Raw genomic sequence first — 21,867 nt, 5'->3', positions numbered from 1 at the left:
CTATGAGTTCAATACCTTTTCCAAAAGGTAAGTTAAATTTGGAAACTTTTTTAAGCCTTTGATAGAATTAATATCCTCTTGAAGCTCTTTTCTAACATCAGAGCCAAATCCTGCAGCTCCTAAGATATTTAAGTGACGGATGTCAATTTGGAGTAAAAGGACAATTGTTTCAAGTATGCGGATGAATTTTTCTTCGAATTTTTGAAACCGTTCCGGATAGGATTGAACAAGTAACTTATATTCGCTCAATACCTTATTCATCGTTAATAAATCTGCAAGACCTGAAATCTCTAAGCCAAGAATAATCACGTCGATGTCAGGATGCTTTAAAATAAATCGTCCTAGGTTGCTAATTGCCTCTTTCCATTTACTTTCGCCAATAGGATGTTCTTGATGATACGTTGTCAAATCGTTTCTAACAATATATTTGGCACCCATTTTATATAAGCGATACCCTAATTCCCAATCCTCGTATCCGTAACCGACAAAATCTTCATCGAATAACCCTGCTTGAATAATAAACTCTTTACGCATGGAAACATTCCCTGTAAGAAATGCCATCCATGGAAACGCAAACCCTTCTAAGTCAACAGCAAAATTGCTGGTAATCGATTGGAACCACGGGTATACTGCAACACCTAAATCCTTGAAAGCTTTTCTTGCAATATCGCTTTTTCCAGCAACGGGTACGGCTCTTTACATGGATACTTAAAGTTTTGAATCCTCGAATAGACCTTCTGATTATTTTTTGTTAAAGTTGAGATTTTGTTTATTTCCTTTCGAGTAAATTCAGGAAAGATACATGAGTATATGACTTTTGAATGCATGGCCCCTGACAAAATAAGGTTATTTTTTGATTGGTGGTACTTATAATGTTTTTCAACAAAATCAGATTCAGTTATCATTTCTGCATCTAGAAAAATAAGAATATTCCCTCTTGCTGAACGAATGCCCAGATTTCGGACCTGTGATCTTCCAAGATTCTTTTTATTACGTATATATTTAAAATGATATGGAGGAGAATAGTCCTTTAGTTTTTCTTCCGTTTGGTCAGTTGAAGCATCATCAATAAAGATTACTTCCATTTTTGAAGGATTGAACGTTTGGTGTTCAAGTGAGAGGAGTGTAAATAGATTTAGTGGATATTTATTTAGGGAAGGAATAATTATACTGACTTCAATATCTTGGTTCTTATTTACTTGTGTCTTTTCAATTTGTTTCTCATTAGAGCCTAGGTCCTTTTTATCTTGGGAGTTTTGTTTTTTTGTATTTACCTTTTGTGTTTCTCGTTCATTTACAGGCGGTGTTGGCCAAACACCATACAGCCCTGCTTCGCTTCCAGTTAGCTTTTTATTCAAATTATCATTAAGATTTTGTTCTGTTCTGCAGTGGCCCCATAGCCTAATCTCGTTGATATCCCCATTAAAGAATAGACCTGGTTGCCCACCAATCATCCCCGATGGGTAGATATAGGTTTTAAGGCTTCGTTCACCCTTTTTTACAAACTTACCATTAATGTATAGCTGCGGCTCTCTATCATCATAGACAACAGCAATATGAATAAGATCATTAATTATTGCTTCATAGACTAACACCGCATATATATTTTTCTTGGCATGTTCATAGATCGTAATTCCATTTAGTCCAACTGAAACACTAACCCCTGCATCATTATCGGACACCCCATATCCAGGTCCAATGATATAATTTTTTCCATTTACATTTGCCGGCTTATCGCGTGATTGTTTATCGATAAGATGAACGCTTTCAGGCAATACCCAAAACTCATAGGTGAATGTATTTTTCAGATTCGTTAATAAACGTCCATTTAAGCTATTCCCTAACATGACGCACCTCTTCAATTTACTTTTATGAATAACTAGTCCATTTGATCGAGCTTTTACACAATATGAATACTATTTGATTTTGACTAGACTTATCCCCAGTTTTAGGGTGTTTGGTTTGCTTTTTTTTAAGATATTAATATATCCCCTACACATAAGAGAGTAGAAATTGTTAAAACAAAAAAAGAGCTCCAAGGGGCTGTTGACAATTTGTCAACAGCCCCTTGAAAGCTCTTTTTTACGGGAACAAATGCTAGTTACATCTTTTAACCTAGAGGTAAGCTAAAGTTACTTCTTTATTCTTACTTTCTGTTTCATACTCCCCTATTATTTGAAAGTAACAAGACGCCTTCTGCTGATTAATTAACTGTTCTAATTCTTCCCTAGTCGCCTGGATAATTGCTATCTCATCAGAAGCTTGAGCTACCCATGTAATCAAAGGGTTATTATAATTCTTTGAGAGACCTTGAATTAACCATAATTCTTTTTCGTTCCCTTTTTTCTCTCCATCACATGCTGCTGTTGTTTTTGTGATATTCTTATTTGACGACCGATTTTGACAGACATAGACCAAATCTTCAATAACAGCACTTGCAGTAGGATACATCCCAGCTCCTGGTCCTTGCAAAGTAATACTACCAACAATATCAGAGTGAATATTTACAGCATTTTCTACGCCTTCAATAGAATAAAAAGGATGAGATTTCCCAACAAGGACTGGTTTAACCTCTGCGTTAATTTGACTACCTGTCTTACTAATACTTGCAATATGCTTAAACCTTAATCCCATCTTTTCTGCTGTTTCAATTAACTCTCTTGTAATCGAGGTAATGCCCGCACGCTCGACATTCTTCCAATTGGGTTGTTCTCCAAAAGCAATTCTGCTGAGAATCATTGTTTTATAAAAAGCATCAAATCCCTCCACATCGTTGGTTGGATCCACTTCAGCATACCCCTTCTCTTGCGCTAAAATGAGGGCATCAGCAAATGACTGCTTCTTCTCGCGCATTTCCGTTAGTATAAAATTCGATGTCCCATTAAGAATTCCTTGGATGTGACGAACTCGGTTAACATTTAATAACTGCCTTAAGGTTTGAATAACCGGAATACCACCCGCAACTGTTGCTTCATAACCCACCGAAACATTATAATTCTCAGCTAACTCGAGCAGTTCATTCCCGTGGTGTGCAAACATTTCTTTATTCGCTGTGATTATGTGGCAACCACTTTGTATAGCTTGTTTTAAAAAAGTAAAAGGTTGTTCTTTGTCGACGATTGCTTCGACAACAACATCAAGTTGAGGTAGATTAAGAATTTCGGCAAAATCTGTAGTTATTAAAACATCTTCCCTTATGTCTCTGGTTTTTTGTTTATTTTTTATTAGTACTGCAGCCACTTCTACTTTTCTCCCTAAAACACTAGTAAGTTCCTCAGCGTGGGATTGTATTGTTCTATAAACACCTTCCCCAACTGTACCAAAACCTAGAATTGCCACTTTAATGACAGACATGTATTCCACCCCTTAAATAATATTAGACATGACCAATTGGTTGTTTATTTTAATATCATATAAATAAGAAAAACCCTCTTCATAAGAAGAGGGTAGATTTCCTCCTCTTATCTGTCAGGTTAAAAATAACCTGCAGGAATTAGCACCTTTTCAAGAATTACCTTGATGGTTGCCGGGCTTCATCGGGCCTAGTCCCTCCGCCGCTCTGGATAAGAGTTTTATTTAATTATTTCATTAAATATCCAAGATATAAAAGAATTCTAGTTGATTCCTTTGTAATTGTCAATATTATTTGAAATTTCTTTTTTTACAATGGTAATAGGGATACCTCTTCCTTGTCCCCCAAACGGTCTATCATTTCTAACCACTCCTCCGGTTTATTTGAAAGAATGGAATAATAGGTGGTTAGAAAATCCTTTACAAGGTTTGCTGGCAGTGAGTCAAGTTCATCAGCTAATGGCATGAAACATAAATCAAGCCCTGTTACAACTTCCCCATTGTTTTCCCAGGAAGGATGAACATATGAAAAATCTATACGTTTATAGCCCAAATGGGAAAGAACTTCGCGGCGGATATATGGATCCATAACCCTTACTCCACCAAATTCGTGATCTTCCACCCGGTACGGATCATATATTTCTGCGAACATGCCGAATAGCACTTGTCCATTTTCTTTAGCTAATTGTTGTAAATCCTTTAACCGGTTTTGAGCTAAAAAACGTCCAAGGCTTAGCCCAGGTTGACTGATGATCGTAAAATCTGTCATGGCAATATTCCAATCCGGATAATAACGATATTCGGTTGCACCTAAGACTTTATCGCCATCGACTGCTACAAACACGCGAATACTCGGATCTTCTAATGGCTCTTTCCATAACTCATATGCTAGTACTTCTTCTGGGGGAAAAATTTCTCCCATTAAGTTATGAAGCCTTCTAAAATTCTGATCATCTATATTGGTAATTCTAATATATTCCATTGAGATACATGCCTCCCATTCATTTAAAAGGATTTTTCCATTCCATTAATGTTGCATAATTGTAGGATTCTTCATCCTCGAGATAGTTTTCAACAATTCCTAATGGCACACGGCTGCAGCGCAACAAGAAAGTGATGACAGGATCCTGTATATCCCCTTTAATTATCGCAGCTAAATATTGCTCAGGTGTCAAGCTATCAGCTGCTTTATAATATCCTGGCATTCTACCGCCGCCTAGTAATCGATCCAAACTTTTTTCAATCACAACATGGTACATAGCCTGCATCAACAATTTTCCTAACCCTAGTTTACGGTACTTCGGACGAACACTGATATCGACGATATACAAGGTATTACCCTTTGGATTATGGTTGCGTATGTATCCATGGTCTGTGATTTCTTCCCATGTATGACTTTTATCGTCTGGATCAAAGTCGATAGTTAAGCCGGTAAGTGACCCAGCCAATTCACCGTCCACTTCAACACACAATGCACCTTCTGGAAACAAGGTCACATGGTTTGTTAATTGCTCTTTATTCCACCATAATTCTGATGGAAAAGGAGGTGGGAAGCACTCAGATTGAATTTTGATAAGATTGTCAAAATCCAGTTTTGAATAATTGCGAATGATAACCGGCACAGGCCGATCTTGGTCATAAACAAAAAATTCACTTCGGTACAAGGAAACACCCACCCCTTAGTTTACTTTTCCCAATCTGTATATAAATCGGTCCTTCGATCACGCCAGGTTGTAACAGAACCACGTTCCCTTACTTCAGATAATAAATTTAAATCTAGGTCAGCTGTCACGATCATTTCATCGTTAATTTCCCCTTCAGCCAAAATGCCTTTTGGAGGAAATGGTATATCATTTGGAGTAATAATTGCGGCCTGGCCAAAATTAGCCCGCATAAAATCCACAGTTGGCAGTGTACCCACTGTTCCCGTTAAGACCACATATACTTGGTTTTCAACTGCACGAGCATGGCTGGTATACCGAACTCGATGAAATCCATGACGGTCATCTGTGCAGGATGGACAGAAGATGACATCCGCACCTTTGGCCCTTGCCATGCGTACGATTTCTGGAAATTCAATATCATAACAAGTGAGGAGGGCAATTTTCCCTTTTTCTGTTTCAAATATTTGAAAGGAATCCCCAGGTGCCATATTCCATTCATGGACTTCAGTTGGTGTAATGTGAAGTTTGGCCTGCTCCCCAATTCTTCCATCTGGATAAAATAAATGGGCGGTATTATACAACTTACCATCCTTTTCAATTACCTGCGTTCCCGCAATAATATGAATGTTCGTTTTTTGGGCAAAATTAGAAAACAACTCTCGATACTGTTCGGTAAAACTTGGCAGATCATTGATTGTTAGGCTTTGACCTTGGCCATTACCAATCGATAATAACTGGGTCGTAAAGAACTCTGGAAAGAGGACAAACTCTGCACCAAATTCTTCAGCAGTTTTTATGTAGTGCTCACATTGTGAAGCAAATTCCTCAAAGGATTGAATCGTATGTAAATGGTACTGCACGGCAGACACACGAATTTTCATCATTTTCCTCCTGTCATTTGTAAAAATTCTCATGGGAAAATTATCTAATATTTTAGTTTTTAATACAAATTTTAAAGACTAAAAGCCTGCCAGTTGGCAGGCTTTCAAAATTTCATATTTATCGCTGCAGTTTTCCCTCAGCTAACTGGATTTGCTTTTCCACTTGCTCTGGAGCCGTTCCCCCAAAGCTATTTCGGACACCAACAACATGCTCAGGAGCTAATACAACATAAATATCTTCCTCAAATAATGGACTAAAGCCTTGATATTCTTCGAAGCTCAAATCAAGCAAAAATTTGTTAGACTGAATCGCATATAAAACAATTTTTCCAATAACTTCATGTGCATCACGGAAAGGCAGACCTTTTCTTACCAAGTAATCAGCAATATCTGTGGCATTAGAAAAGTCATTGTTAATGGCCTTACGCATCACGTCTTTATTTACTGTCATCGTTTCAATCATTGGTGCTAATAACATTAAGGAACCTTCAAGCGTTTCAACCGTATCAAACATGCCTTCCTTATCTTCCTGTAAATCTTTGTTATAGGCGAGTGGCAGACCTTTAAGAACGGTGAGCAGTCCGATTAAATTACCATATGTCCGTCCGGTTTTTCCACGTAGCAGCTCAGGTACGTCTGGATTTTTCTTTTGCGGCATAATACTTGAACCTGTGCAAAACGAATCATCCAACTCGACGAACTGAAACTCCTGACTCGACCAAATGACAAGCTCTTCGGATAATCTGGAAATATGGGTCATGATTATGGAACCAATCGATAAAAACTCAAGGATAAAGTCGCGATCACTGACAGCATCCATACTATTAGGATAAACCGTTTCAAACCCCAACAGTTCCGCGACACGTTCACGATTGATCGGAAACGTCGTTCCTGCCAATGCCCCTGAACCAAGAGGTAACCAATTGATACGCTTCAAACTATCAATCAATCTCTCTTTATCACGTTCAAACATCCAAAAATAAGCCATTAAATGATGGGCAAAGGATACAGGCTGGGCACGCTGCAGGTGAGTATATCCAGGAATTAGCGTTTGGACATTCTCTTTCGCCTGCTCAATTAATGCCTGCTGGACATCTTCTATTAATTTAATCAGCTCAGTTGTTTTCGTTCTTAAGTATAGATGCATGTCGGTGGCCACCTGATCATTACGGCTTCTCCCTGTATGGAGCTTTCCTCCCACCGGACCAATTTTTTCTATTAATAACTTCTCAATATTCATATGGATATCTTCATCTTCAACTAAAAACTCTACCGCGTTATCGTCGACCATTTTCTTGATGGAGAGTAGTCCGTCCTTAATCTTTATAGCATCCTCCATTGGAATAATACCGCACTCACCCAGCATTTGCACATGGGCAAGACTTCCTGCGATATCCTCCTTGGCTAGCTTTTGATCAAAAGTAATTGAGGCTGTAAATTCCTCAACTAGCTTATTCGTTTCTTTCGTAAAACGGCCGCCCCATAACTTAGACATTGATTGCTCCCCCTTAACCTAACAAGACAGCCCTCGAAAAAGGATTCGAGGGCAATCCGAATTATTTTAAAATTGATTCCTTTTTATTCACTTCTGAATAGACCTTTGTTGGCAGACCCCAAATCTTAATAAATCCTACTGCGGCATTATGATCAAACGCATCACCTTTTGAATACGTTGCTAGTTCCTCGTTGTATAAGCTGTAAGGAGACTTTCTGCCCACAACCGTATGATTACCTTTATGAAGCTTGACACGAATTGTTCCAGAAACGTTCTTTTGAGTTTCATTAATAAATGCATCAAGTGCTGGTTTTATCGGAGAATACCAAAGTCCTTCGTAAATGATCTTAGCCATTTGCTGTTCAACTTGTGTCTTAAATTGGGTAACCTCACGAGTTAGAGTTAAAAACTCTAATTCTTTATGGGCATTGATTAAAATTAGCGCAGCAGGATTTTCGTACACTTCACGAGATTTAATTCCTACTAATCTATTTTCAATATGATCAATACGGCCAACACCGTGCTTGCCGCCAAGCTCATTTAAGGTTTCAATTAATTGAACAAGTGGGAGTTTCTCACCGTTAACAGCAACAGGTACCCCCTGTTCAAATTCAATTTCAACATACTCCGCTGCATCTGGTGTAAGTTCTATTGGATTCGTCCAATCAAAGGCTGCTTCTGGCGCCTCAGCCCATGGATCCTCTAGAACTCCGGCCTCACAAGCACGTCCCCAGATATTGGCATCAATTGAAAATGGATTATCTAAATCGACTGGGATTGGAATTCCGTTCTCCTCAGCATATTTGATTTCTTCGTCACGTGTCATTCCCCATTCACGAACAGGGGCAACAACTTTTAAACTTGGGTTCAATGCTTGGATGGAAACTTCAAAACGTACTTGGTCATTTCCTTTACCTGTGCAGCCATGAGCAACAGCAGTGGCGCCCTCTTTTTCAGCTACTTCTACTAATAATTTTGATATAAGCGGTCTGGATAAAGCTGAAGATAATGGATATTTTCCTTCATATAAGCAATTTGCTTTTAATGCTGGTAAAATATATTCCTTTGCTAATAATTCTTTAGCATCGATCATATAGGCTTTAATGGCTCCGACATTCAGTGCCTTATTTTTGATGGCTTCTAAGTCTTTTCCTTCACCGACATCTAGACCTAATGCAATTACATCGTAGCCATATTTTTCTTGAATCCATTTTACTGAAACTGATGTATCTAAACCGCCTGAGTAGGCTAAAATGATTTTTTCTTTTGTCATTGTTATTATTCTCCTCTTACTGTATGTGTATTATGTGTATTTTTATTCAACCGATAGAATTATTATACAACAAATCTCATGAAAAAGGAAACAATTATGCTAGTAAAAGTTTTAAAATTGATTTCTGGGCATGAAGACGGTTCTCCGCTTCATCAAAAACCACTGAATGAGGACCATCGATGACCTCTGCTGTTACCTCTTCGCCTCGATGGGCGGGCAAGCAATGCAAAAAGATATAGTCCTCCTTTGCATTTTTACAAAGTTCATTATTTACTTGAAATCCATGGAACGCCTCGAGTCTTTTTGAAGTTTCTTCTTCCTGCCCCATACTGGTCCAGACATCTGTTACGATGACATCTGCATCTTTAACAGCTTCTAGTGGATCATTTGTAATCACGAGCTTACATCCAGTTTGTTTTCCAACTTTAATTGCCTTCTCTGTTATTTCTCCATCAGGCAAATATCCTGGTGGACTGGCAATGCTAATATCCATTCCAACCTTCATCGCGCCTTCCATTAAAGAATGAGCCATATTGTTATTGCCGTCCCCAATATAGCACATCTTTAAGCCGGACAGTTTCCCTTTATGCTCAAGAATCGTTAAAAGGTCTGCTAACACTTGGGTAGGGTGCTGCAGGTCAGTTAAACCATTAATAACTGGTACTGTTGCATGCTCAGCTAATTCTTCGACTGAATCGTGTGAAAACGTTCGAATCATTAATCCGTCCACATAGCGCGACAAAACTTTAGCGGTATCAGAAATACTTTCTCCTCTTCCAAGCTGGATATCCTTTGAACTTAAGAATATTGCATTACCGCCTAACTGCAACATCCCTACCTCAAATGATACCCTTGTACGGGTGGATGATTTTTCAAAAATCATCCCTAAAACCTTCCCGCTTAAATACGGATGCGGTTTTCCTTGTTTTTGGAGCTTTTTCATCTCTATCGCCTCGTTTAGAAGATAGAGGATTTCATCTGTACTAAAATCGGAAAGCTGTAAACAGCCCTTTCCTTTAAGTTTCGGCTTATTTATATTACTAATTTCATTTAATTTAATGGCCTCACCCATGAATGGCACCTCTCTCTTCCAACTTGTAATATTCATTCATAGATCGAACCTCAGAATCGGATCTAGATCCTTTTTCCAGGCCGATTACCGCTTCAATTGTATCTAAGTGTGTAAATACTGGTACCTTGTAGCGAACCGCATGTTCGCGAATCTGGAAACCAAATTTAATTTTATTTCGTCCTTGATTCGGTATATTTATGACAGCCTTCATGGACTGTTTTCGGAAAAGTTCAATGACTTCTTCATCGTCCTTAATCACTTTTTCAACATCAATTCCATGGTTTTGGAAATATGAAGCGGTCCCCTCTGTAGCAACAATCTTGTATTGTTTTATTACAAGTTCTTGAATGATAGGAAGAGATGCTTGCTTATCTCGATCAGAAATGGAACAGAAAATATAATTTTCATCTTGTTGCCCGCCAAGAGTAGGAATCGACTTTTCAAGTGCCTCTTGATAGGTTACTCCCATGCCAAGCGCTTCACCTGTTGATTTCATTTCTGGTCCTAGCACATGGTCAACACCTTTTAGCTTACTCGATGAAAATACAGGTGTTTTTACTGAAAAATAGGATGGCTCATCCATTAGTCCCTTTGTTGAACATAGACCTGAGAGGGTCTCTCCTAATTGAACGCGTGTCGCCCATTCAATCATCGGAATTCCTGTGACCTTACTCATGATTGGCACTGTTCTAGAAGAACGCGGATTGACTTCAAGCACATTAACCTGGCCTTCATAGATAACAAATTGAATGTTCATGATTCCAATAACTGGTGCTGAATTTGCAATTTTTTCAGCATAATCAATTAACGTTTCTTTAATTTTCTCTGACAGTGAAATCGGTGGGAACACCGAGATGCTATCCCCTGAATGGACCCCAGCTTTTTCTATATGTTCAAAGATACCTGGGACGACGATATTTTCCCCATCACATATGACATCAATCTCGCACTCTAATCCAGGTAAGTATTTATCTACTAATAATGGCCACATCGTTGCTTGCGAATTTTTCTCCAGTTGCAGTATATACTGGCTCAATTCCGCTTCTGAAAAAATAGTAAACATTGATTGGCCGCCAATGACATAGGATGGGCGCACCAGGACTGGATAACCCAGTTTAGTGGCTGCTTCTATTAATTCGTCAGAATGCGAAACGGTTTGACCCTCTATATGCGGAATGTTTAAGTCTTCAAGCAACTGGTAAAATTCTTTACGATCTTCTAGTCGATCAACATTTTTCACCGTAGTACCTAAAATTTTGATCCCTTCTTCTTCTAAATCATGGGCTAGATTTATGGCAGTTTGGCCACCGAACTGAATCAATACACCTTCCACCTGTTCTTTTTCGATGACATGAAGTACATCCTCTGCTGCGAGTGGTTCAAAATAAAGGCGGTCTGCAATCGAATAATCGGTACTAACAGTCTCAGGGTTGTTATTGATAACAACCGCTTCAAAGCCCTTTTTCTTGATCGCATTTGCCGCATGTACTGAACAGTAATCAAATTCAATCCCTTGGCCGATTCGAATTGGGCCAGAACCAATGACAAGAATCTTTTTCTTGCTCGTCACTTCAACTTCATCAAACCCGTGCCAGGTTGAATAATAGTAAGGTGTAACAGCATCAAACTCAGCTGAACAGGTATCAACCATTTTATAACCAGGTTTCCAGTTGAGTTCTTTCCACTTGCTTCTTACCTGCTTTTCAGGAATAGCATATATTTGAGATAAGAGCTTGTCGGAAATATTATTTCGCTTTGCTACCTTAAGCAAGGAAACTGGAACATCGCTCCAATTATAGGAAGCTAATTCCGTTTCTAACGTAACGATTGAGCTAATTTTGTGTAAAAACCATAGATCAATCTCGGTCAACTGTCGAACTTTTTCAAGTGAGATCCCTCTTCTAAGCGATTCTGCAATGATGAATAATCGCTGATCATTTGCCTGTTTAAGAAGTTCAAGTAAGTTCTTTTCATCAATTAATTTATTTCCTTCGAGGCAAAGTCCATAAACATTCATTTCCATCGAGCGAATGGCTTTGTTTAAGGCACCTTCAAATGTCCGATCAATCGCCATGACTTCCCCAGTTGCCTTCATTTGCGTTCCTAAGGTCCTGTCCGCTTCAGGGAATTTGTCAAAAGGAAAGCGAGGTAGTTTTACCACAATATAATCAATCGCTGGCTCAAATGATGCAAAGGTATTACCTGTTATCGGATTCACAATCTCATCCAAATGATACCCAATCGCACACTTCGCAGCCATCCTGGCAATTGGATAACCAGTCGCTTTAGATGCGAGTGCAGAAGAACGGCTCACCCTTGGATTTACTTCGATAATGTAATACTGATTCGATTCCGGATGAAGAGCAAACTGGATGTTACAACCACCGATAATCTTTAATTCTTTAATAACTTTTATAGAAGAATCACGAAGCATTTGATATTGGACATCTGTTAATGTTTGCGACGGAGCAACGACAATGGAATCCCCGGTATGAACACCGACTGGATCCATATTTTCCATATTGCAAACGATGATGCAGGTGTCATTGTCGTCTCTCATGACTTCATACTCAATTTCTTTCCAGCCTTTGATACTTCTTTCTACCAACACCTGCTGAATCGGACTTGCCGCTAAGCCTTTTTTCAGAACAGCTTCCAGTTCTTCATCATTATAAGCAAAGCCGCCTCCATCCCCTCCAAGTGTATACGCAGGGCGAATGATGACTGGAAATCCAATTTCCTTTACAAAGGACACGCCTTCCTCAAAGCTGTGAATAATCGCGGACTCTGGAATTGGTTCACCAATTTTAAGCATCAAGTTACGGAACCTTTCTCTGTCCTCACCATTTTTGATAGACTCAACAGATGTTCCTAATAATTCAACATTGTATTTTTCTAAAATATTTTGTTCGTAAAGCTGCACAGTTAAATTCAGACCCGTTTGGCCGCCTAGTGTACCAATAATTCCATCTGGTTTTTCTTTCTTGATGATTTTTTCTATGGTTTCAACGTTAAGCGGTTCAATATATACCTTATCGGCAACGGCTTCATCTGTCATGATGGTGGCCGGGTTATTATTAATTAAAACAACTTCAATTCCTTCTTCTTTCAAGGCTATACATGCCTGTGTACCTGCATAATCAAATTCTGCAGCCTGCCCAATAACAATTGGACCTGATCCAATCACTAATACCTTTTTTAAACTTTTATTTAATGGCATAAACAGTCTCTCCCATAGAAGCTATCTGAGTTACGAAATTTTTTAAAATATATTCTGTATCGCTTGGTCCTGGATGGGCTTCAGGATGAAATTGCACGGTTTGTATTTGATGGTTCTTATGCATTAACCCCTCAATCGAACGGTCATTTACGTTTCGGTAGGTGACATCGAATTCCTTGTTGTCAATACTTTCGTCAACTACAACATAGCCATGATTTTGTGCTGTGATTTTCACTTTTCCAGTCGTAAGTTCCTTAACTGGATGATTACCACCGCGATGCCCATAGGCTAGTTTTTTTGTTTTAGCCCCATATGCAAGGGCGATTAATTGATGCCCAAGACAAATGCCAAGTGTAGGATAGTTCTGACTTATTTTTTTTATTTCTGGAAACCATTTTTTTAATTCCATTGGATCCCCAGGCCCATTACTGAACAGGACACCATCTGGATTCAAGGCCTTTATTTTTTCATAAGGTGTATTGTATGGGACGATTGTTACCGCACAGTTTTCATCTAGCAGGGCATTGAGAATCGACTTTTTAAATCCATAATCCATGAGCACCACATGTGGCCCTTGGTTTTTGAAATATTGGATCTTTTTAGTTGATACTTTCTCCACCCAAAATGAAGATTTTTCTGGTGCTGATATTTCGCCATTCTTGGACTGGCTTAAATACCCTTTTACCGTCCCACGGCTGCGAATGGTTTTTACTAAAAGACGCGTATCAATTCCTGCAATCCCAGGAACTCCTGCCTGCTTTAGTTTTTCAGAGAATTTATTTACGGATTGATAATGGCTCGGTGTTTCACATAAATCACCGATAATCACCCCTGATAATGCTGGTGTGATGCTCTCATCATCGATTGCATTAACCCCATAATTACCGATAATGGGATAACAGAAGGTAATGATTTGTCCTGCGTATGATGGATCAGTGATAATCTCTTGATACCCAGTCATGCTTGTATTAAAAACCACTTCTCCGAAAGACTCTTTTTCGGCACCAATTAGTACCCCCTCAAATACTTCTCCCGTTTCCAAAGTAAGGTATCCATTCTGCAACATACTCACTCGCCTTTCTCAATACCTTGGAAAGTTATTTCCAATGCTTTAATAAATTCATTTATTTCTGCTTTTGTTACAGTTAACGGCGGTAAAATTCTCACTACATTTGGTCCGGCTGTTAAGATAAGAAGATGGTTTTCGATTGCCTTTTGAACAATTTCTAAGGCATTTGTTTCGACGACCATTCCCTTTAACAGGCCGAGTCCGCGGATATCTTTTATAAAAGAGTACTTTTCCTTCAGTTCTTGTAACTTTTTATCTAAGTACCCTGAAATTTCGTTGGCGTTATTTAATAAATTACTTTCAGTAATATGTGTAACAGTCGCGAGTCCTGCGGCTGTTGCTAATGGATTTCCTCCAAAAGTACTGCCGTGGCTTCCTGGGTCAAATCCTTTAGCGGCTTCTTCTTTTGCGATAATTGCTCCAATTGGAAAACCTGAACCAAGTCCCTTTGCAATGCTAATGACATCGGGCTCTATGCCGTATTGTTCATATGCAAACAGTGTGCCTGTTCTACCGATCCCTGTTTGGATTTCGTCCACCATCAGGAGGATTTCTCTTTCTTGGCAAATTTTTGCAAGTTTACTAACCCATTCTTGGTTCGCTGGGATGACTCCACCTTCTCCTTGAACAAGCTCAAGGAGAACGGCTGCAGGCTCGAGTGTATAGAGCAGTTCAAGCGCTTCTTCATCATTAAAAGGAAGATAATTAAACCCGGATACTAACGGAAAAAATCCTTGCTGAATTTTTTCTTGTCCTGTTGCCGATAAGGTGGCTAGCGTTCTACCATGAAAGGATTGCTGAAACGTTACTATTTCAGGTGATTCCTTTCCCTTCACTTTGTTGGCATACCTTCTAGCTAACTTGATCGCTGCCTCATTTGCTTCCGCCCCACTGTTACAAAAGAATACTTGGTCCCCGCAACTATTGGCGGTAAGAAGAGCGGCCAATTGCTGCTGATTCGGTATGTTATAGAGGTTTGAACAGTGCCAAAGATTCTGTAATTGCTCCTCAAGTGCTTCTTTTACGACATCAGGCACATGCCCTAGGTTACAGGTCGCTATACCGGAAGTGAAATCTAAATACTGAGTACCCTTTTCATCCCAAACATAGCTTCCCTTCCCTTTAACGACAGTAACAGGGAATCGACTGTATGTTGCCATCACTGGCGAGGCTAGGGAGATTGAATTATTGATTGACATTACGCGATCCCCTCTTCTAAGACAATTTTTGTGCCGACTTTTTTTCCATCCATATAATCTATCAAGCTATTTTTCTCAAATCCATTAATAATACCAACCTCAGGTATGTTATGAACAAGGCCGTCAATAGCGGCTTTTACCTTCGGAAGCATCCCGCCATAAATTGTTTTATTATCGATTAACGTTTCAATTATAGATTTGGAAGCTTTATCAAGTTTCGTCTTCATTCCATTTTTTTCAATTAAAATCCCTGGAATATCACTGATAAAACAAAGATTTGCTTCCAAAGCTTTGGCAATCGCACTTGCTGCTATATCTCCATTAATGTTGTATCGCTGTCCGCTAGCATCTATTCCGATGGGTGAAATGACTGGTATATATCCTTGTTTTACGATTGTATCTATTACATTGTGATTTACTTCGATTACATCCCCTACAAAACCTAAATTCTTTGAATCAGAAGTTGGCTCTGCTTTTAACAAACTGCCATCAACACCACTCACACCTAGAGCTTCTCCGCCAACTTCTACAATATTTCTTACAACTTGTTTGTTGACTGAACCGCTTAATACCATTTCGACGACATCTAACACCTCATGATTAGTCACTCTTAAACCATTCACAAATGTAGTTTCAACATTTAAGTTTTTTAATAATGAAGTGATAAGTGGCCCGCCCCCGTGGACAATGATTGGTGTCCACTTACCAGCTTGATGCATTTTTACGACATCTTCATAAAAGGACCTTGGGAGATTATCTAACACACTTCCGCCGCACTTAATGACTATATATTTCATTTTCAGGTCCTCCCTTACGTGCGGTAAGATGCGTTGATTTTCACATAATCATAAGTTAAATCGCATCCCCAGGCTGTAGCGCTATATTTACCTTGATTTAATTCAACACTTAATTTAACATTTTCCGACTCTAAGTATTCCTTCACTTCTTCCTCAACAAAGTTGCTCGGAAGACCATTTTCGAATACTGTAAATGGTCCAATTGCCACCTTAATTGCGTTAGGTTCAACTGGTACACCACTGTAGCCAATTGCAGTAACAATTCTTCCCCAGTTTGGATCCGTTCCATAAATTGCAGTTTTAACTAGGTTGGATGAAATAATCGCTTTACCAACTGCACTTGCTGCATTTTGACTATAGGCACCATTTACTTGAACTTCTACTAGTTTTGTAGCACCTTCACCATCTCTTGCAATTTTTTTAGCAAGTGACTCACAAACGATTTTTAACCCTTGTTTAAAAATATTCCATTCAGGGTGATCTTTAGTTAGTGGTTCATTATCAGCCAAGCCATTTGCCATAACTAAAACCATATCATTCGTACTTGTATCACCATCAACCGTAATCATATTGAAAGTTTGATTAGTTATATCTCTCAATGCTCCAAGCAGGTCTTCTTGGGCAATGTTTGCATCTGTTGTTACAAATCCAAGCATGGTAGCCATGTTAGGGTGAATCATTCCAGAACCCTTTGAGGTACCGCCAATGGAAACTGTTTTTCCATCGATTTTCATTTGCACTGCTAAATGTTTGATACAAGTGTCAGTTGTTAGGATAGCATTCATAAAATTATTTTCATTTTCATTATCTTTATTTAGGATTTGTTTTATCCCTGCATTTACTTTATCCATCGGCAGTAGTTCCCCGATCACTCCCGTTGAAGTAACCGCTACGAGATGGTCTTGTATTCCCAGTTCGCTTGCAAAGCCCTTTTGCATAGCAAATGCATCAAGTAAACCTTGCTCTCCTGTACAGGCATTGGCATTCCCTGAGTTTACAATAATTGCTTGAATCTTATTTTCTTTTGCGATACTTTCTTGGGTAACTAACAATGGAGCTGCTTGAAAGATGTTGGTTGTGTACACCCCTGCAGTTGTTGCAGGAACTTCTGAAACGATATATCCCAGATCAAGTCTCTTTCTTTTTATTCCACAGTGCATGCCGCCTGCTTTGTATCCTTTAGGTAAGGTCACACTACCTTCTTCAATAATTACGATTTCATTTGTTGATGTAGCTTGTGTCAATTTAATTTCCCCCTTCAGATTTCACTTCGTTCTATACATAAAAGGTAGTAGTTTTACTTATGGATACATTGGAATGTCTGTGAGCCCTGTTCGCTCATCCCAGCCATTCATCAAATTCACATTTTGGATGGCCTGCCCGGCAGCCCCTTTAACTAAATTATCGATAACTGAAATGATGGTCAGGCGGTTTGTTCTTTCGTCAACATGTAGGCCGATATCGCAATAATTTGAACCGAGTACCTCTTTTGTTGATGGTACATTTCCTACTGGCCGCACTCTTATAAAATGAGAATCTTGATAAAATTGTTTATATAAATCTATAATTTTTTTTGATGAAATTTCCTCTGTTAGATTCACGTACATCGTGCACATGATTCCCCTTGTCATTGGAACAAGATGGGTAGTAAATGAAATGGTAATTGGATTACCGCTCTCATCTGAAAGTACTTGCTCAATTTCCGGAATATGTTGATGTGCTCCTAGTTTATAAGCTTTTAAGTTTTCATTGATTTCCGAATAATGGGCTGTTAAGGAAAGTCCTCTTCCAGCGCCAGAAACACCAGATTTTGCATCAATGATAATCGACTTTTCATCAGCCAAATTTGTTTTTAATATCGGAATAAGACCGAGTGTTGTCGCAGTCGGATAACAGCCCGGATTAGCTATTAATTTGGCCGGCTTAATTTGGTCTGGATAAATTTCGCTCAAACCATAGGTTGCTTGGTTTAAATATTTCTCCTCAGCAGGTGAGTGTTTATACCAAGTTTCGAATTCTTCAGCAGACCTTAGCCGGAAATCACCGGATAAATCTATACTTTTAATCCCTCTATCAACTAGTTGTGGCAAAAGTTTGCTGCTCACACCTGATGGGGTTGCAAAAAATACAATATCATTCTTTTCAGACAATCTATCAACATCAAAGGTTTCAAGAGGTTGATCAGCAATCTCAGAAAGATGTGGATAAATTCCGCTAAAGTTTGACCCTGATTGTGAGTTTGAAATAACTGAACCAATCTCCAAATAAGGGTGTTTATTGATTAACCTCACTAACTCAATTGATCCATAACCGGTACCACCAATAATTGCAGCCTTCAATTTACCCAACTCCTAAGTGTCTTTCATAATGAATTATTATACATACATATATATAATTATTCAATAAAAAAATAGCTTAATTTTCTGTTTTCATTGAAAATAATTGCCTATTTTTTTGAAAACGCTTTCAAAAAAAAGATGTTAGATTATACAATTTTTATGCAAATCTTAAGTATTAGAAAGAAACAGAAACTACGTATTAGGTTCATTACCTTTCCGCTTTCATTTTTGATCATCCTGATAAATACAATTAATCCATTATAAGTATTTTTCAAAATAAGCATAACTTCCCTTACCAAGATCTAATTAAATAGTAGTGGCTGACATACCATTAAACAACGACACCAAAAAAGCTCCTGCCATTGGCAAGAACTTAGATCTCTTCATATTTTATTGAGATATAAAACCTCTTCGATATTTATCGGACCGTTCGTCTATATTTATATTGTTTCCATTGAAAATGGATGAAACAACCAATACAAAAACCCAAAATGGCTACAAAAGCGGCGACTGCAACAAGTGCAGTGAAAATATACCCAACCGTGTTCCAACCAAGAATAAAGCTAAGGAAGCCTATTCCAAGACATGCCACTGAAATCTTCTGATTAAATTGCTGCTGTTCCCAATCTTCAGGAATGTAGGACTTTGGGTCCTTCCTTAAGAATTGTTTTCGAATCTGCATAATTGGATTATAACCAAAGATAATCCCCGTAAGCCCAGCAATCAACGGAACTAATAAATACCACTCTAGCCCTGACACCCATGTTAACATCACACTTAGTACTATAATGGATTGATTTGTTCTAACTAGAGGCCGCGGAATCGAAAAAATCTTATCTGCCAACAAAATCCCCACCTTTCTTATTGGAATTGTATGCTTAAAGTCATTTTAACTTGAATGATTTAGATTGTATAGTTATTTGTTTTTTGAGGTAAATCTGTTCGATAAATTTGTTGTTTTATAAATATTTCCTTACAATTTCAAAAATTGATAACGATAGAGATTAAACGTGCACATGTTATTAGAAAATAGAAGTCACTGGTAACGATTGGTGCTTATTGGTGCTTATTCGTGCCTGTCTCCTTACAAAATAGAAAAAGCACTCCTCTGAGTGCTTTTCGGATTTTTATAGACTTTCATGTAACAAATTTAATACACTTCGCAACTCCTTCACATTTACCTGTCCGGGTGCTGAGGCTTTTTTTGCTGCCCCAAAAGTAACAGCAGATCCAAATACTTCTCCAGCCAATCGACTTATGACCCCTTTACCTGCCATAGACATGGTAATGAACGGCCTATCCGCAAACTGTTCGTTCATTGTATTTGTTGCATCTAAGAGGGTTAGCACATCGGCTGTACTATTTGGCATTACAGCAATTTTTGGTATATCGCCCCCAAACTCTTGTGCTTTCCGTAACCGCGAGATAATTTCCTCTTTTGTTGGCGTCTTATGAAAATCATGGTTAGAAACAATAACAAAAACATTTTTTGCATGTGCCTTTTCAATTATTGTTTTGACTTCATTTTCATCATTAAATAACTCAACATCAATGATATCCACCAGACCTGTTTCTGCGACCGTCTTGTTTAATTCAAAATAAAAAGCAGTGGTTATTTCCTTATTGCCGCCTTCTTTATGACTTCGAAAGGTAAAGATAAGTGGTGTAGTAGGCAGAAACGTGCGAATTTCAGCAAGAGCCTTTTTCACCTGCTCAAAATCTTCTACTTTGTCAAAAAAGTCAACCCGCCACTCCACTACATCTAAGTCAATTGTTTTTAAAAATTCGGCTTCTTCCTTTAATTGTACAAGTGTTTCTCCCACCAACGGGACACAAATTTTTGGCATTCCTTCCCCAATGACGAGACCTCTAACCGTTACTGTTTTAGTCATTTGTTCCCACTCCTTGTCTCATTCTACATAAGTTTTGATACCTATTTTTCCCTAGATTGAATTTAATTCGTCAATAATTTGGTCAGCAATTTCTTTTGCATCCTTGCTATCAGTTGAAATCTTCAAATGATGGTTAACATAAATATCTTGTCTTTTGTAAAAAAGATCTTCCATTTCCTCAATTGACTTTCCTTTTAAAACAGGTCGGCTGTCTATAATCAGACCTAATCTATCTTTCCAGCCCTCCAATGATAAATCTAGCAGAATAACAATACAAGATTCTAAACAGGTCTTTCTAATTTCTTCTTGTAGGAAGGCACCGCCGCCGACAGAAATAACCTTTTGTTGCTGGGACGCTAGACTTGCAATTAAACTTTTTTCTCTTTCTCTAAAAACTTTCTCACCAAATTCAGAAAAAATTTGGGACACTGGCATGTTGTATTCTTTTTCAATTTGTTCATCAATATCAATAAAATCACGATTTAGTTTATTAGCAACCATCTTGCCGATAGTAGTTTTTCCAACACCCATAAACCCAATAAAAACAATACTCTTATTTCTATTCAACATTTACGTCAAACCCCCAATTGGTAAAACAAATTAATAAGCATAATTATAATGCTATTTTGAGATTTTAGACAATTATTAATTAATCAAGTTAATGGTGCCTGACACCAAAAGAAAGAGACCCACACAGGAGTCTCTACGTCTATTGTTTCATTTTCGGATCTAGGATGTCCCTCAGCCCATCTCCCATTAAGTTAAATCCGAGCACGGTCAGCATTATAGCGACCCCTGGAAAGAATAACGTCCATGGTGCCTGAGTGATATAATTTTTTGAATCGGCAAGCATTTTCCCCCACTCTGGTGTCGGTGCTTGTGCACCCATTCCAAGGAAACCAAGGGCTGCTGCCTCAATAATTGCTGTGGCAATCGCTAATGTAGCTTGAACGATTACTGGTGATATACTATTAGGTAAAATATGACGGAGAAGAATACGTGAATCTTTCATTCCGACGGCACGGGCAGCCATAATATATTCTTCCTGTTTAACACTTAATACTTTGGAGCGAACAAGTCGTCCAAAGTTCGGTATATTAATAACCGCGATCGCAATCAAAGCATTTTGCAGGGATGGCCCCAAAATAGAAACAACCGCAATCGCCAATAAAATACTTGGAAAAGCTAGCATAATATCAAAAATACGTGAGATAATCGCATCTACCCAGCGGCCGTAATATCCAGCTACAATTCCTAGTAATGTCCCTGCCACAACTGAGCCTAAAACTGAGAAAAAGCCAACCCACAATGATATTCTTGCACCATAAACAATACGAGAAAAAATATCTCGGCCAAAGTCGTCTGTCCCAAACCAATGCTCACTTGAAGGTGGGAGCATTCGATCTGCCAACACTTGATCTTTAAAGCTATATGGAGCAATAATAGGAGCGATTATAGCAATGATAATAAAAAAGACCACAATTCCTAAACCAACTACTGCTAATCGGTTTTTATAAAATGAAATCCATGCTTCCTTCCAGGGAGGTGTCAGCTTTTCTTCAACAATTACCGTTGCCATATTTACCGGTTTTTTTGCAAGTTCCGCCACTTTAAG

At 38.5% G+C, this 21,867-nt stretch carries 19 protein-coding genes and 1 riboswitch; all 19 genes read right to left on the bottom strand.

Annotated elements, in window-relative coordinates:
* The 19 genes from J7E67_RS12775 to nikC all read right to left on the bottom strand — a co-directional run bounded on the left by J7E67_RS12775 (position 1) and on the right by nikC (position 21,861).
* A complete protein-coding gene (locus J7E67_RS12775; RefSeq protein ID WP_308161396.1) occupies positions 1–609 on the bottom strand; it encodes a glycosyltransferase family 2 protein in 609 nt (202 codons plus the stop codon).
* 29 nt (positions 610–638) lie between these two features.
* Positions 639–1,847 (bottom strand): glycosyltransferase, encoded by a 1,209-nt coding sequence (locus J7E67_RS12770; RefSeq protein ID WP_214717017.1) that lies wholly within the window; start codon positions 1,845–1,847, stop codon positions 639–641.
* A gap of 268 nt (positions 1,848–2,115) precedes the next feature.
* Complete coding sequence (locus J7E67_RS12765) at positions 2,116–3,354, bottom strand: homoserine dehydrogenase (protein WP_214717018.1); 1,239 nt, start codon at positions 3,352–3,354, stop codon at positions 2,116–2,118.
* A gap of 104 nt (positions 3,355–3,458) precedes the next feature.
* A riboswitch (SAM riboswitch) is annotated at positions 3,459–3,570 on the bottom strand.
* Between the two features lie 91 nt (positions 3,571–3,661).
* Positions 3,662–4,333: a GNAT family N-acetyltransferase gene (locus J7E67_RS12760; RefSeq protein ID WP_214717019.1), complete on the bottom strand. Its 672-nt coding sequence runs from the start codon at positions 4,331–4,333 to the stop codon at positions 3,662–3,664.
* 19 nt (positions 4,334–4,352) lie between these two features.
* Positions 4,353–5,015: a GNAT family N-acetyltransferase gene (locus J7E67_RS12755; protein ID WP_214717020.1), complete on the bottom strand. Its 663-nt coding sequence runs from the start codon at positions 5,013–5,015 to the stop codon at positions 4,353–4,355.
* A gap of 20 nt (positions 5,016–5,035) precedes the next feature.
* Positions 5,036–5,896, bottom strand: a complete 861-nt coding sequence (locus tag J7E67_RS12750) for a carbon-nitrogen hydrolase family protein (RefSeq protein WP_214717021.1) — start codon at positions 5,894–5,896, stop codon at positions 5,036–5,038.
* A gap of 118 nt (positions 5,897–6,014) precedes the next feature.
* Positions 6,015–7,391 (bottom strand): argininosuccinate lyase, encoded by a 1,377-nt coding sequence (gene argH / locus J7E67_RS12745; RefSeq protein ID WP_214717022.1) that lies wholly within the window; start codon positions 7,389–7,391, stop codon positions 6,015–6,017.
* A gap of 61 nt (positions 7,392–7,452) precedes the next feature.
* A complete protein-coding gene (locus tag J7E67_RS12740; RefSeq protein ID WP_214717023.1) occupies positions 7,453–8,664 on the bottom strand; it encodes an argininosuccinate synthase in 1,212 nt (403 codons plus the stop codon).
* A 94-nt stretch (positions 8,665–8,758) separates the two neighbouring features.
* Positions 8,759–9,736: an ornithine carbamoyltransferase gene (argF, locus tag J7E67_RS12735; RefSeq protein WP_214717024.1), complete on the bottom strand. Its 978-nt coding sequence runs from the start codon at positions 9,734–9,736 to the stop codon at positions 8,759–8,761.
* Positions 9,729–12,956, bottom strand: coding sequence for a carbamoyl-phosphate synthase (glutamine-hydrolyzing) large subunit (gene carB, locus J7E67_RS12730; protein WP_214732041.1), 3,228 nt, complete (start codon positions 12,954–12,956; stop codon positions 9,729–9,731). The genes argF and carB overlap by 8 nt, the downstream gene beginning before the upstream one ends.
* The gene (locus tag J7E67_RS12725; RefSeq protein WP_214717051.1) at positions 12,943–14,019 is read right to left on the bottom strand and encodes a carbamoyl phosphate synthase small subunit; all 1,077 of its coding nucleotides are present in this window, start codon (positions 14,017–14,019) and stop codon (positions 12,943–12,945) included. The genes carB and J7E67_RS12725 overlap by 14 nt, the downstream gene beginning before the upstream one ends.
* Before the next feature lie 5 nt (positions 14,020–14,024).
* Entirely contained in the window at positions 14,025–15,224 is a 1,200-nt protein-coding gene (locus J7E67_RS12720) for an acetylornithine transaminase (RefSeq protein ID WP_214717026.1), read from the bottom strand.
* Entirely contained in the window at positions 15,224–16,021 is a 798-nt protein-coding gene (argB, locus tag J7E67_RS12715; RefSeq protein ID WP_214717027.1) for an acetylglutamate kinase, read from the bottom strand. Before argB ends, J7E67_RS12720 begins: the two co-directional genes overlap by 1 nt.
* A 14-nt stretch (positions 16,022–16,035) precedes the next feature.
* Positions 16,036–17,265: a bifunctional glutamate N-acetyltransferase/amino-acid acetyltransferase ArgJ gene (argJ, locus tag J7E67_RS12710; protein ID WP_214717028.1), complete on the bottom strand. Its 1,230-nt coding sequence runs from the start codon at positions 17,263–17,265 to the stop codon at positions 16,036–16,038.
* 57 nt (positions 17,266–17,322) lie between these two features.
* Entirely contained in the window at positions 17,323–18,360 is a 1,038-nt protein-coding gene (gene argC / locus J7E67_RS12705; protein ID WP_214717029.1) for an N-acetyl-gamma-glutamyl-phosphate reductase, read from the bottom strand.
* A gap of 418 nt (positions 18,361–18,778) precedes the next feature.
* Positions 18,779–19,204 carry a DUF4395 domain-containing protein gene (locus J7E67_RS12700; protein WP_214717030.1) on the bottom strand — a complete coding sequence of 142 codons (426 nt, stop codon included), beginning with the start codon at positions 19,202–19,204 and terminating at the stop codon, positions 18,779–18,781.
* A 283-nt stretch (positions 19,205–19,487) separates the two neighbouring features.
* On the bottom strand, positions 19,488–20,252 hold the full coding sequence (aroD, locus tag J7E67_RS12695; RefSeq protein WP_214717031.1) for a type I 3-dehydroquinate dehydratase: 765 nt from the start codon (positions 20,250–20,252) through the stop codon (positions 19,488–19,490).
* A gap of 51 nt (positions 20,253–20,303) precedes the next feature.
* Positions 20,304–20,822 (bottom strand): shikimate kinase, encoded by a 519-nt coding sequence (locus tag J7E67_RS12690; RefSeq protein ID WP_214717032.1) that lies wholly within the window; start codon positions 20,820–20,822, stop codon positions 20,304–20,306.
* A 139-nt stretch (positions 20,823–20,961) separates the two neighbouring features.
* Positions 20,962–21,861, bottom strand: coding sequence for a nickel transporter permease (gene nikC, locus J7E67_RS12685; protein WP_308160747.1), 900 nt, complete (start codon positions 21,859–21,861; stop codon positions 20,962–20,964).
* Between the last annotated feature and the right edge of the window lie 6 nt (positions 21,862–21,867).

It is taken from the genome of Bacillus sp. ISL-46, from assembly GCF_018613205.1.
This window is presented reverse-complemented; position numbering and strand designations above follow the sequence as displayed.

Coding starts and splice junctions, on each gene's coding strand:
- J7E67_RS12740 (WP_214717023.1), bottom strand. CDS start 8,664: ATGACAAAAGAAAAAATCATTTTAGCCTACTCAGGCGGTTTAGATACA.
- argF (WP_214717024.1), bottom strand. CDS start 9,736: ATGGGTGAGGCCATTAAATTAAATGAAATTAGTAATATAAATAAGCCG.
- J7E67_RS12720 (WP_214717026.1), bottom strand. CDS start 15,224: ATGTCAATCAATAATTCAATCTCCCTAGCCTCGCCAGTGATGGCAACA.
- argB (WP_214717027.1), bottom strand. CDS start 16,021: ATGAAATATATAGTCATTAAGTGCGGCGGAAGTGTGTTAGATAATCTC.
- J7E67_RS12750 (WP_214717021.1), bottom strand. CDS start 5,896: ATGAAAATTCGTGTGTCTGCCGTGCAGTACCATTTACATACGATTCAA.
- carB (WP_214732041.1), bottom strand. CDS start 12,956: ATGCCATTAAATAAAAGTTTAAAAAAGGTATTAGTGATTGGATCAGGT.
- J7E67_RS12770 (WP_214717017.1), bottom strand. CDS start 1,847: ATGTTAGGGAATAGCTTAAATGGACGTTTATTAACGAATCTGAAAAAT.
- aroD (WP_214717031.1), bottom strand. CDS start 20,252: ATGACTAAAACAGTAACGGTTAGAGGTCTCGTCATTGGGGAAGGAATG.
- J7E67_RS12765 (WP_214717018.1), bottom strand. CDS start 3,354: ATGTCTGTCATTAAAGTGGCAATTCTAGGTTTTGGTACAGTTGGGGAA.
- argH (WP_214717022.1), bottom strand. CDS start 7,391: ATGTCTAAGTTATGGGGCGGCCGTTTTACGAAAGAAACGAATAAGCTA.
- J7E67_RS12760 (WP_214717019.1), bottom strand. CDS start 4,333: ATGGAATATATTAGAATTACCAATATAGATGATCAGAATTTTAGAAGG.
- J7E67_RS12690 (WP_214717032.1), bottom strand. CDS start 20,822: ATGTTGAATAGAAATAAGAGTATTGTTTTTATTGGGTTTATGGGTGTT.